Annotated in this window: 12 protein-coding genes; 2 read left to right on the plus strand and 10 right to left on the minus strand. The window is 40.4% G+C overall.

What is annotated here, in order from left to right; genetic code table 11:
• Positions 1–153: 153 nt before the first annotated feature.
• On the plus strand, positions 154–1,053 hold the full coding sequence (locus DC083_RS01760; protein WP_157954867.1) for an adenylyltransferase/cytidyltransferase family protein: 900 nt from the start codon (positions 154–156) through the stop codon (positions 1,051–1,053).
• Between the two features lie 177 nt (positions 1,054–1,230).
• Positions 1,231–2,742 (plus strand): threonine ammonia-lyase, biosynthetic, encoded by a 1,512-nt coding sequence (gene ilvA, locus DC083_RS01765; protein ID WP_109188549.1) that lies wholly within the window; start codon positions 1,231–1,233, stop codon positions 2,740–2,742.
• A gap of 258 nt (positions 2,743–3,000) precedes the next feature.
• Here ilvA and ispH read toward each other — a convergent pair whose 3' ends face one another.
• From ispH to rpsM, 10 genes are all read right to left on the minus strand, one after another.
• The gene (ispH, locus tag DC083_RS01770) at positions 3,001–3,957 is read right to left on the minus strand and encodes a 4-hydroxy-3-methylbut-2-enyl diphosphate reductase (RefSeq protein ID WP_109188550.1); all 957 of its coding nucleotides are present in this window, start codon (positions 3,955–3,957) and stop codon (positions 3,001–3,003) included.
• Entirely contained in the window at positions 3,950–4,576 is a 627-nt protein-coding gene (locus tag DC083_RS01775) for a beta-class carbonic anhydrase (protein ID WP_109188551.1), read from the minus strand. Before DC083_RS01775 ends, ispH begins: the two co-directional genes overlap by 8 nt.
• A 209-nt stretch (positions 4,577–4,785) precedes the next feature.
• Positions 4,786–5,316, minus strand: a complete 531-nt coding sequence (lspA, locus tag DC083_RS01780; RefSeq protein ID WP_109188552.1) for a signal peptidase II — start codon at positions 5,314–5,316, stop codon at positions 4,786–4,788.
• Complete coding sequence (gene ileS, locus DC083_RS01785) at positions 5,309–8,086, minus strand: isoleucine--tRNA ligase (RefSeq protein ID WP_229822283.1); 2,778 nt, start codon at positions 8,084–8,086, stop codon at positions 5,309–5,311. The genes lspA and ileS overlap by 8 nt, the downstream gene beginning before the upstream one ends.
• Positions 8,087–8,176: 90 nt before the next feature.
• Positions 8,177–9,118, minus strand: a complete 942-nt coding sequence (gene ribF / locus DC083_RS01790; protein WP_109188554.1) for a bifunctional riboflavin kinase/FAD synthetase — start codon at positions 9,116–9,118, stop codon at positions 8,177–8,179.
• Between the two features lie 61 nt (positions 9,119–9,179).
• Positions 9,180–9,563: a 50S ribosomal protein L17 gene (gene rplQ / locus DC083_RS01795; protein WP_026878354.1), complete on the minus strand. Its 384-nt coding sequence runs from the start codon at positions 9,561–9,563 to the stop codon at positions 9,180–9,182.
• 29 nt (positions 9,564–9,592) lie between these two features.
• The gene (locus DC083_RS01800) at positions 9,593–10,597 is read right to left on the minus strand and encodes a DNA-directed RNA polymerase subunit alpha (RefSeq protein WP_109188555.1); all 1,005 of its coding nucleotides are present in this window, start codon (positions 10,595–10,597) and stop codon (positions 9,593–9,595) included.
• 60 nt (positions 10,598–10,657) lie between these two features.
• The gene (gene rpsD, locus DC083_RS01805; RefSeq protein ID WP_026878352.1) at positions 10,658–11,278 is read right to left on the minus strand and encodes a 30S ribosomal protein S4; all 621 of its coding nucleotides are present in this window, start codon (positions 11,276–11,278) and stop codon (positions 10,658–10,660) included.
• Between the two features lie 27 nt (positions 11,279–11,305).
• Positions 11,306–11,695 (minus strand): 30S ribosomal protein S11, encoded by a 390-nt coding sequence (gene rpsK, locus DC083_RS01810; protein ID WP_026878351.1) that lies wholly within the window; start codon positions 11,693–11,695, stop codon positions 11,306–11,308.
• 22 nt (positions 11,696–11,717) lie between these two features.
• Positions 11,718–12,071, minus strand: a complete 354-nt coding sequence (gene rpsM / locus DC083_RS01815) for a 30S ribosomal protein S13 (protein WP_109188556.1) — start codon at positions 12,069–12,071, stop codon at positions 11,718–11,720.
• Between the last annotated feature and the right edge of the window lie 66 nt (positions 12,072–12,137).

The raw sequence follows: 12,137 nt of genomic DNA on the forward strand, positions 1-12,137 counted from the left end.
TACATTCATTATCAATAAAATATATTTGTCAATTTCTATAAAATGATCTCAAGATTATTCTAAGCAATCCCAATGAGATCATCATAAAATGAATATTAAGCATTTTGTTCGCAGCAATTGCTACCCACAAAAATGAAACAACAAGGGAATAGAATGGCACAGAGTATCGGCATGATTGTTGGAAAATTTTACCCTCTTCATCAAGGTCATATCAATATGATTCTACAAGCAAGGCAACTCGTAGATGAACTCATTGTCTTTGTCTGTAGTGATTCAGAACGGGATCTTAAACTCTTTGAAGAGAGCGCTATGACACGCCTTCCTACGAGTGAAGAGCGGACAAATTGGGCAAAACAGGTTTTTGCTACCATTCCTGGCATTCAAGTAGAATCCTTTATAGAAGATGGCATTCCCGCATACCCTAATGGCTGGCAAGCTTGGAGTGAACGACTTCAAGCAACTTTAAATGCGCTTAACATAAAGCCTACTATCATCTTTAGTAGTGAGCTTCAAGATGAAGCACTCTATCGGCAATATTTCAATCTCCCCGTACGCTTAATGGATCCTCCTCGCGCCCAATTTGATGTATCTGCTACAAAAATCCGAACCGAACCCTATCGCTATTGGCATTTTATCCCCTCACATATTCGCCCTTTCTTTACCAAACAAATAGTGATTGATACGAGATTTTCTGACACCTTACTATTGCAATCTGTCATCAAACTCTTTCAATCTGTTGATCAAAAAAATAATTCACAACTGCAATTTATCGCACTTGATCAGCACCAACTACCGCAATCTATTCACCATTATCATCAAGAGATGATCCGTATTAATGGCATTATCGGTTCACCTGCCTTTATCGAACAGGCATTAGGCACCATTGAGCAGATCAACCTTAACAAGATTCAAAATAGCCGAGATCTCCCATACTACAATATGATGGCTCCTAGCCTTTTTGAAGCCGATGAAACAGAAAATAATGCACTGATGCAATTTAATGAACTCAACCATTTCCTTGCACAAATACTCGAAATGCCGGCAACAAAATAGGTTACTCATTCGTAAACATGAGATGAAAGCAGATCGTATAAAAATCTCTCCGTAGAAAAGTTGCGTAATACTCGATTCTCAAGCTACTATGAAAAACATTTAATTTTTTATTGAATCATTCAATCACTTCGATGACTCAATGATTCAGATACTTTTTAATCAGATAAAGGTTCTACCATGAATGCATTAATCCGGGATATTCTCTCTGCCCGAGTCTATGATGTGGCTAAAAATACCCAACTAGACTACCTCCATCTTTTAAGTCAGCAATTACATACCCATATTTGGCTCAAACGTGAAGATCTACAGCCGATCTTCTCTTTTAAGATTAGAGGCGCATTCAACCGAATTTTCCAATTAAGCGAAGAAGAGAGAGCTAAAGGGGTGATTTGTGCATCAGCGGGAAATCATGCACAAGGGGTAGCCTTAAGTGGTCGCCACCTAAAACTTAAAACAACTATTGTGATGCCAACATCTGCCCCGGCTCTTAAAGTAAATGCTTGTAAAGAGATGGGTGCTGAAGTAATCCTCCATGGCAACAATTTCGATGAGGCCTATGAACACGCGCGCTATCTCTCTGAACAAGAGGGGAAAACATTTATCCATCCCTTTGATGATCTTGCCGTCATTGCGGGACAAGGCACCATTGGTAAAGAGCTACTTGATCAAAAGCCCGATCTTGATGCCATCTTTATTCCTGTCGGTGGTGGGGGACTAATTGCCGGCATCGCGGCGTATGTGAAATTTATTGCCCCTAACTGTAAAATTATCGGGGTAGAGCCAGAAGAATCTGCCTCAATGCTCGTTTCACTTCAAGAGAATCAACGGGTAAAACTTGCACAAGTGGGGTCCTTTGCCGATGGTACGGCCGTCAAGCTGGTGGGTGAAAAAACCTTTGAGATCTGTCAAAAATATGTGGATGATATCGTCACCGTTTCTACAGATGAACTCTGTGCTGCGATGAAAGATATTTTCAATAATACGAGAGCATTAAGCGAACCATCGGGAGCCCTTAGTGTTGCTGGTATTAAGAAATACCTTCATGAGCATCCCGATCATGGCTTTAAAAATGTTGCAGGTATTTTAAGTGGCGCAAATATCAACTTTGACCGTTTACGCCATGCAGCAGAACGCGCGGAATTGGGAGAGAAAAACGAAGCTTTAATTGCTGTCAAAATTCCTGAAATCCCTGGCAGTTTCCACAACTTCATCAATCTTATTGGCAAACGTAGCATTACAGAATTTAATTACCGCTATTCAGATCCCAAAGAAGCGGTTATTTTTGTGGGTTTGCAACTCTCTGCTCGCGATGAAGAGAAAGCGCAGATCTTAGAAAATCTACAAAATCATCAATTAGAAGTGATCGATTTAAGTGACAATGAAGTCGCTAAACTCCATATTCGTCATATGGTCGGAGGTAAATCTGATGTGGAAAATGAACGACTCTTCCGCTTTGAATTCCCCGAACATCCAGGCGCACTCATGCAATTTCTCGCAACTTTAGCGGGTCGTTGGAATATTAGCCTCTTCCATTATCGCAATCATGGCTCTGATTACGGTCGCGTCCTTATCGGTATCCAGGTGCCAGAACAAAATATTATAGATGGCTCTTTCAATGAATTCTTAGAAGAGATTGGCTATGAGTTTACAGACGAGAATGATAATCCGGCATTTAAACTCTTTCTGTAAAGTATAGTAAAATAGGTTCAAAATAAGCATTATTAAAATGCCGGCGCATCGGCTGTAATAAATAAGGAAACTGTTCTATCCGGCATCTTGCAAGTGTTGTTTAGTACGCTTTTATATTTTTTGAAATCCCACAATAGCTGCTGAAAAACCATTTTTCTTAAACCAAATTTACTATAGATCTCTTAACTAAATACAGCTAGACACAATGAAGCCCATTTATTGAAAATGGGCTCTCTTATATCTATTTCATTTTGATGCTTACAGCTTTTCTTCTGAGGGTCGGAGTAATTTTGGAAGCGGAAATACAATATCTTCCTCGATGCCCGGCATATTTCCCTCTAGTTTAAAACCGGCATTTTGTAGAAACTCAATAACCTCACGCACCAATATATCCGGAGCTGAAGCCCCTGCCGTCACGCCGATTAATGTATGATTTTCAAGCCACTTCATATCAATATCCGTCGCGCGATCAATAAGGTAACTCTCCGTTCCCTCTTTTTCAGCCAATTCCCGCAAACGATTAGAGTTAGAGCTATTTTTAGAGCCTACCACTAAAATCAGATCTGTCTGTTTAGCTAAGTCTTTAACTGCATCTTGTCGATTTTGCGTTGCATAACAGATATCACTCTTTTTAGGGCCTTGAATATCAGGGAAATGCGCACGTAATGCATCGATTACTTGAGATGTATCATCGAGCGATAATGTTGTTTGTGTCACAAAAGCTACTTTTTGGGGATCTTTAACCACTAAATGAGCGACATCATCAACAGTTTCTACTAAATGAATCGTCCCACCATATTGAGTGTCAAACTGCCCCATCGTTCCAATCACTTCAGGATGACCTTCATGACCAATTAAAATCGTATCCATCGCATCTTTGGCAAAACGACTTACTTCTAAATGGACTTTGGTCACCAAAGGACAAGTGGCATCAAAAACCTCTAACCCCCTATTTTTAGCATCTTCTTGTACCGCTTTAGAAACACCATGAGCCGAAAATATCACAATTTTACCATCGGGGACTTCATCCAGCTCATCCACAAAAATAGCCCCACCCGCTTTAAGCGTATCGACGACATATTTATTATGCACCACTTCATGACGCACATAGATCGGTGCCCCAAACAGTTCAAGCGCTCGCTCTACAATCGTAATTGCCCGATCAACACCCGCACAAAATCCCCGAGGATTCGCCAAAAATATCTTTTTAGTCATGATCTTCTATCTCTCTTTCCCCTAGTTCTTCAAGTAGATTGGTATGTTCTACATAGCCATTGACCACCGTATGTAGCTTCCCAGTGGTGGGATGAATGACTAAACCATGGACAACAACTCGACCCGGCATCAATGGATGATTCCGAATTTTATCAACAGTAAAACGGACGCTATCTGCCACGTTATCAAATCCACGCAACCACCCATCAAGATCAATGCCGGCATTTCGAAGTGTCGTGATCGTCGCATCAGTGATTCCAAATTTACGCGCTTTATCGAGTAGATGCTCAGGATCAAAGCCTCTCATACCACAATCGGTATGTCCAATCACCATGATCTCTTTCACATTAAATTCAAGCGCTGCAACTAATAGACTACGCATCACTGCACCCCAGGGATGGGTAATTAATGCGCCGGCATTTTTGATCACTTTTGCATCGCCATTTTTTAGCCCCATTGCCTTTGGTAATAACTCTACAATTCGTGCATCCATGCAGGTTAAAATTGCGAGCTCTTTATTGGGATATTTATCCGTTGAAAGATTGTCATATTCCTTAGAATCCACAAATTCACGATTGTAATCTAAGATGGTTTCTAGCATTGATTTCTCATCAGCCATATTTTCTATCCTGTAATATCTCTAATAATGGCAACTGTAATACCCTAGGCCACTACTATATTCATTTGATAAAATTGATTCTATAAAAAATAACCCTCAACTTAAGCCCCATTATAAGACCTCAGCGAGGATTATTCCTAAATATTCACTTTATTCATTATTGTAATCGGTAATCGCCGGCTCAATTCAATGATCTGGCATTTTAACCATTATTCGTCCTCTTGAATTTTACGTCGTTTTTCCGTTATAGAAGAGAGAATAATAAAACCAACGCCTACTGTAACAAAAATATCTGCCACATTAAAAATGGGGAAATGATACTGACCATAATAGACATGGATGAAATCGATCACATGCCCTAAGGCAACGCGATCTATTAAATTCCCAATCGCCCCCACTAATACTGAAGCCAAACCAATTCGAAGCAGCTGCTCCTGAGGCTTTGTTCGACGTATCCAGAAGAAAAGGATAATGGCAATCAAAGTGGTAATCCCAATAAAGAACCAACGTTGCCACCCTTCTTGATCTGCTAAGAAACTAAAAGCAGCGCCAGGATTATAGACAAGCGTCCAATTGAGAAAAGGGAGTACGGGTACACTCTGCCCATAGAGCAGTAGATGTTCAGCCGCATACTTGCTACCGATATCGAGTAACACCCCAGCTACCACAAAGAGTGACCAGAAAATCATATTCACTGGTCTCCCCTGTTTGCCATCATTCGCTTTTCGACGACTATGCATAGTGACGATCTTCCCCTTCAGGACTTAAATTTTCTACGCAGCGATCACATAATTCAGGATGTTCAGGATGTTTTCCAACCTCTTCCCGATGATGCCAGCATCTAACACACTTATGATACTCATCACCTAATGCCGTCACTTTAACCGCAAATTTTGTTCCCTCTAACTCCTGGACAGGCAATGATTCTTCCCGCTCAGCCAAAGGTTTAAGATCTGCATAAGATGAAAGTAGCACAAAGCGTAATTCATCTTCTAAACGAGCAATATCTGCAAAGAGTGCATCATCTGCGTAAACTGTAATCCCTGTTTGTAAAGATGAACCGACTTTACCTTCTGTCCGTAATTGTTCAATCTGCTTCGCAGCTTCACGACGAACTTCCAATAATCGATTCCAATAAGCGGTATCGAATGGTGTACCTTCTTCTAACGGTACAAGCCCATCATAAAATTCCGTTAAATAGACAGATTCTAAACGAGCATTACCACGATCACGCATTGCTTGCCATACTTCTTCTGCCGTAAAGGTCAAAATAGGTGCCATCCAGCGAACTAACGCTTCTAATACATGGTAGAGTGCAGTTTGGGCTGAACGACGGGCTAAAGATTCTTTTGCCGCTGTATATTGACGATCTTTAATAATATCAAGATAGAAACTACCTAAATCAATTGAACAGAAATATTGTAATTTCTGATAGACATTATGGAATGAATACTCAAGATAAGCCTCTTTGATCTCTTCTTGAATTTGCAGTGCTCTCGCTACAATCCAACGGTCAAGCGGTAACATCTCATCAAATGAAACCCCATTGGTCGCTAAATCAAATTCATTGGTATTCGCTAACAAGAAGCGAACCGTATTACGAATACGACGATAGGTTTCAGAAGTACGCTTCAAAATCTCATCAGAAACAGGAATCTCTCCACGATAATCTGTCGAGGAAACCCACAGGCGAAGTACATCTGCCCCCATCTTATCGATCACATCTGCAGGCTCTACACCATTACCGAGTGATTTAGACATCTTCCGGCCATTCGCATCGACCGTAAAACCATGAGTCAATAATGCTTTATAAGGTGCAACACCATTAATTGCCACAGAAGTAATAATCGATGAATTGAACCAGCCACGATGTTGATCCGATCCTTCAAGATAGAGGTCTGCAGGATATGCTAATTCAGGACGACGTCCTAATACGCTAAAATGCGTTGTTCCTGAGTCAAACCAGACATCTAGTGTATCTGTGTTTTTCTGATAGTGCGCGGCTTCTTCCGCAGGAAGATAATCTTCTACTGTTGCACCAAACCACGCTTCAAGACCTTTTTCCCGAATACGATCGGCAACATTTTCCATCAATTCATCAGTACGTGGATGAAGCTCGCCACTCTCTTTATGTAGGAAGAATGGAATAGGCACGCCCCAGTAACGTTGACGTGAAATACACCAATCACCACGACCTTCAATCATGCCGTAAAGACGTTCTCTTCCCCAAGTTGGGATAAATTGAACTTGGTCAATTTGATCCAAAACCTCTTGACGAAGCCCCTGTTTATCCATGCTAATAAACCATTGTGGGGTTGCCCGATAGATTGTCGGTGTTTTATGGCGCCAACAATGAGCATAGCTATGGGTAATTTTACCGCTATGAATTAGGATGCCTTTCTCTGTTAAGAAAGCAATCATCTCGGGCTCAATACCGCGAATATTTTTACCACCAAAATGGGGCACAGTCTGAATATAGGTACCGTCCCCTAAAACAGGATTTTCAAACTCAATACCATATTTAAGCGCAACAGCATAGTCTTCTTCACCATGTGCAGGCGCAGTATGTACAAAGCCAGTACCGGCATCTAAGGTCACATGATCACCTAAGATAACAGGTACATCTTTATCTTCAATAGGATGACGAAGCTTGATGCCTTCAACCGCTTTCCCTTCAAATTCAGCCAGAATCTCTAACTGACAATCCCAACTTTTTTCAAGTGCTTCAACTAAATCACGGGCAACAAGATACTCTTTACCATCTTTACGAACAAGTGCATAAATAAAATCAGCATTTGCTGAAACAGCGGCATTACCTGGTAATGTCCAAGGTGTCGTTGTCCAAATTACAACGGCCACATCATCTGATACTGCATGATTAATACGCTTCGCTAAATCCGCACTGTCCACAACAGGAAATGCAACATCGATACTATAAGAGACCTTATCGGCATACTCTACTTCAGCTTCCGCTAGTGAAGAACCACAATCTAAACACCAATGTACAGGGCGAGCACCTTTTTCAAGATGACCTTTTTTCACAATCTCTTTGAGTGCTAAAACAATATCTGCTTCAGTATCTTGATTCATCGTCAAATAAGGTTTTTCTTCATAAGAGAGAACGCCTAAACGTTTGAAACCTTTTGCTTGAATGGCAACTTGTGTTCCTGCAAATTCCCGACATTTCTCCCGGAATTGTGCTGGTGTTAACTGATCACCGACTTTACCAAATTTCTTCTCGACCACCAGTTCGATTGGTAGACCATGACAATCCCAACCCGCCACATAAGGTGAATCAAATCCTAATTGGCCACGAGATTTAACAATAATATCTTTTAAAATTTTATTAACTGCGTGCCCAAGATGAATCGCACCATTGGCATATGGAGGGCCATCATGTAGGATAAATTTAGGTTTACCAGCAAAGAGTTCACGCTGTTTATGGTAAAGATCAATCTGATCCCAGTACTCAATAAATTCAGGCTCACGCTTTGGCAAGTTCCCGCGCATCGGGAAATCTGTTTCGGGTAAGTTTAAAGTATCACGATATACGTGATCATTTTTTTCTTCACTCTTATTTACTTTACTCACGTTCACATCCTACTTTAGAAGATTGAAATAATCTCTTGAAACTTGAGCATCTGCGAGAATTTGCGCCTTTAACGCCTCTAAATTCTCAAAACGACGCTCATCACGAATTTTTGATAAAAACTGTACACTGACATCGGCTCCATACAGATTCCGATTAATATCATGTAAGTGTACTTCTAAATTGGGCTTAATGCCATTCACAGTTGGTCTATAACCAATATTAGCAACACCATTTAATTGCTCACCCGTTTTACAAAGTGTCGCATAAACATTATAAACACCTGTAAAGAGTGGTTTAAAACGTTTTAAAGGTAAATTAATCGTCGCGGTCCCTAATGTTCTTGCCAATTGATTACCATAGACAACTCGACTAATCATCGTATAAGGTCTGCCAAGATAGAGTGTCGCTTGATTAAAATTAGATTCTGCTAATGCTGATCGGATAAGGGTTGATGAGATACGCGTATCACCAATATAGTAATAATCCTCCTTGATTACTTCAAAAGGATAGATACGAGAAGCCTCTAAAAGATCTTGATATGAACCTGTCGCTTTGATCCCAAAACGAAAATCATCGCCAACGACAATCCCCTTAACACCTAATGTTTCTACTAAGAAATGTTGAATAAATTGCGCAGGTGTCCATTCCCGCACGGCATGAGTAAAGGGTAGAATAATGACCTCATCAACCGCGTCATACTCTTTTAAGAAAATCAGCTTTTCTTTCAAGGACATAATTCGTCCAGGCGCCTTATCCCCTAAGAAAAACTCATGAGGTAGAGGTTCAAAGGTGATCAATGTCCGCTTTGCATCAGGATAGCGCAATGCGAGTTCATTCAACCTTGCTAATAATTTTTGGTGCCCCAAATGTACACCATCAAAAGCCCCTAATGTTACTACACGAGGGACATTAGGTGTGTTTTGAGCGTCGCGATAAAAGAAAAAATCCATATTTTGACCATTCAATAAAAAAGCCGGCTATAAAATAACCGGCTAATAATTAATATTGGGTTTAGCTGGCATCAGCTTGAGTTTTCGCTGGGCGATCTACAAGCTCAATATATGCCATTGGTGCATTGTCTCCTGGACGGAAACCGCACTTCATGATGCGAAGGTAACCACCTTGACGATCTTTGAAAAGTGGACCATAAACTTCGAAAAGTTTTTGAACCATTTCACGAGATCTTAATGCAGCAAATGCTTTACGGCGATTTGCAACAGTATCTACTTTCGCTAAAGTGATTAAAGGTTCAACGATACCACGAAGCTCTTTTGCTTTTGGTACAGTTGTTTTGATGATTTCATGTTCAAGAATAGATACTGACATATTTTTGAACATAGCCTTTCTATGTGCTGAAGTGCGACTAAATGCACGACCTGCTTTACGATGACGCATTGTTATACTTCCTATTCAATAAATTAAAATTATGCTGGTGGTTTTGTCGTATCTAAACTAGGTGGTGGCCAGTTATCTAGCGTCATACCTAATGATAAACCATATTGAGCCAACACATCTTTAATCTCTGTTAATGATTTCTTACCAAGATTAGGTGTTTTAAGTAGTTCTGTCTCTGTTTTCTGAATCAGATCACCGATGTAGTACACGCTCTCTGCTTTCAGGCAGTTTGCAGAGCGAACAGTCAATTCTAAATCATCAACAGGTCTCAATAATGTAGGATCAATCTCGAACTCTGGCTCTTCCTGAACAGGCTCTTCTTCCGGCATTGCTTTCAAGTCTACAAAAACACTTAATTGTTCATGTAAAATTGTTGCCGCATTACGAATTGCTTGTTCTGGATCTAATGTGCCATTCGTTTCAAGTGCAATCACTAACTTATCTAAGTCTGTACGTTGTTCAACACGAGCTGACTCAACGCGATAACTCACACGATTCACTGGACTAAAAGTAGTATCTAACCGGAATAAACCTAAAGCAGAAGAGGCATTCTCACCCGCTTCGATTTCACGATTAGCAGCAGTGCTATAGCCTCTGCCACTCTCTACTTTTAAACGCATTTTCAACGAACCACTTGAAGTTAAATTTGCAATGACATGTTCTGGATTAATGATTTCCACATTATGTGGAACTTCCAAATCACCTGCTAAAACAGGGCCTTTGCTCTTCTTCTCTAAAGTGATATACGCTTCAGGTGCATCATGTAATATGATTGCAATACCTTTGAGATTTTGCAGAAGATCAATAACATCTTCTTGCATACCTGGAATTGCAGAGTACTCTTTAGAAACACCCTCTATCTCACATTCTGTAATCGCTGCACCTGGCATCGAAGATAGCAGAATACGACGAAGTGCATTCCCGAGTGTATGCGCAAACCCCCGCTCAAGAGGTTCTAACGAAATTTCAGAGAAATGATTTTCGTCGGTTTTGATCTCCACAATACGTGGAGTTAACAACTCATTTAAAGCCATATGTACTTACCCGATTGATCTAAAATAATAAGAAGGAACGAAATAAAACCAATATGCTTATTATTTTGAGTACAGCTCAACTACTAATGACTCGTTAATATCCGCTGGTAAATCCGAACGTTCAGGAACGCGTTTAAATTCGCCTTCCATTTTTGTTTTATCAACTGAAACCCAGTCAACAAGACCATTCGCTTCGGCAAGTTCCATAGCATAAGCAATACGTGCTTGCTTTTTAGAGCGTTCTCTAATAGAGACTGTATCCGTTGGTTTTAATTGGTAAGAAGGAATATTCACCTTTTCACCATTCACTAAAATTGAGTTGTGGCTTACTAACTGACGCGCTTCTGCACGAGTTGAAGCAAATCCCATACGATAAACTACGTTATCTAAACGGCTTTCAAGGATCGAAAGAAGATTTTCACCTGTTGAACCTTTACGTCTATCCGCTTCTTTATAATAAAGATGGAATTGTTTCTCTAATAAACCATAAATTCTTTTAAGTTTTTGTTTTTCACGTAATTGCAAACCGTAGTCAGATGTACGACCTGGTTTTGCACCGTGTTGACCTGGCGCCTTGTCATGATGACATTTCGATTCGAATGAACGAGCGCTAGATTTTAAGTGAAGATCAGTACCTTCACGTCTTGCTAATTTACATTTTGGGCCAATATAACGTGCCATGACTAATAATACTCCTTAAAAATTGAATTACACTCTGCGCTTTTTAGGCGGACGACAACCATTGTGAGGAATAGGTGTCACATCAGAGATACTAGTGATTTTATAGCCAATCGCATTAAGGGCTCTTACTGCAGAGTCACGACCAGGGCCAGGACCACTGATATTAACATCCAAATTTTTAAGACCATATTCTTGTGCAACTGTTCCCGCTCTTTCTGCTGCTACTTGCGCTGCGAAAGGCGTAGATTTTCTTGAACCACGGAAACCTGATCCACCGGCTGTTGCCCATGAAAGTACGTTTCCTTGACGGTCAGAAATAGTCACGATTGTATTGTTGAAAGATGCTTGTACATGTGCGATGCCATCTACAACACTTCTTCTAACACGCTTACGCGTTTTAACTGAAGGTTTTGCCATTTTTTAATATTTCCTTAACAAATTATTTAACTAGTCTTCTAGGACCTTTACGAGTACGAGCATTAGTTTTCGTACGTTGTCCTCTTAAAGGTAAGCTACGACGATGACGGATGCCTCTGTAGCAACCAAGATCCATCAAACGTTTAATGCTTAAAGAAACTTCACGACGTAAGTCTCCCTCTACGACATATTCCCCAACGCTTGCACGAAGTGCATCGATTTGGGCATCTGTTAAGTCTTTAACTTTTGTAGTAGGCTCAACTGCAGCTGCTGCACAGATTGCTTTAGCGCGAGTTGGTCCAACTCCATAAATAGATTGCAGTGAAATAATCACATGCTTTTGTACTGGTATATTGATACCTGCTATACGTGCCATATAAAACCTATCCTAAATATCTATCAAGCAGAACATTCTACCTGATAATTAAAATTTACACAATAT

The sequence above is a fragment of the Ignatzschineria ureiclastica genome, from assembly GCF_003121845.1.
Classification (GTDB): Bacteria; Pseudomonadota; Gammaproteobacteria; order Cardiobacteriales; family Wohlfahrtiimonadaceae; genus Ignatzschineria; species Ignatzschineria ureiclastica.

Excerpts from the sequence above, each read along its gene's own strand:
- DC083_RS01760 (WP_157954867.1), top strand. The coding sequence starts at position 154 with ATGGCACAGAGTATCGGCATGATTGTTGGAAAATTTTACCCTCTTCAT.
- ilvA (WP_109188549.1), top strand. The coding sequence starts at position 1,231 with ATGAATGCATTAATCCGGGATATTCTCTCTGCCCGAGTCTATGATGTG.
- ispH (WP_109188550.1), bottom strand. The coding sequence starts at position 3,957 with ATGACTAAAAAGATATTTTTGGCGAATCCTCGGGGATTTTGTGCGGGT.
- DC083_RS01775 (WP_109188551.1), bottom strand. The coding sequence starts at position 4,576 with ATGGCTGATGAGAAATCAATGCTAGAAACCATCTTAGATTACAATCGT.
- lspA (WP_109188552.1), bottom strand. The coding sequence starts at position 5,316 with ATGCATAGTCGTCGAAAAGCGAATGATGGCAAACAGGGGAGACCAGTG.
- ileS (WP_229822283.1), bottom strand. The coding sequence starts at position 8,086 with ATGCGCGGGAACTTGCCAAAGCGTGAGCCTGAATTTATTGAGTACTGG.
- ribF (WP_109188554.1), bottom strand. The coding sequence starts at position 9,118 with ATGGATTTTTTCTTTTATCGCGACGCTCAAAACACACCTAATGTCCCT.
- rplQ (WP_026878354.1), bottom strand. The coding sequence starts at position 9,563 with ATGCGTCATCGTAAAGCAGGTCGTGCATTTAGTCGCACTTCAGCACAT.
- DC083_RS01800 (WP_109188555.1), bottom strand. The coding sequence starts at position 10,597 with ATGGCTTTAAATGAGTTGTTAACTCCACGTATTGTGGAGATCAAAACC.
- rpsD (WP_026878352.1), bottom strand. The coding sequence starts at position 11,278 with ATGGCACGTTATATTGGCCCAAAATGTAAATTAGCAAGACGTGAAGGT.
- rpsK (WP_026878351.1), bottom strand. The coding sequence starts at position 11,695 with ATGGCAAAACCTTCAGTTAAAACGCGTAAGCGTGTTAGAAGAAGTGTT.
- rpsM (WP_109188556.1), bottom strand. The coding sequence starts at position 12,071 with ATGGCACGTATAGCAGGTATCAATATACCAGTACAAAAGCATGTGATT.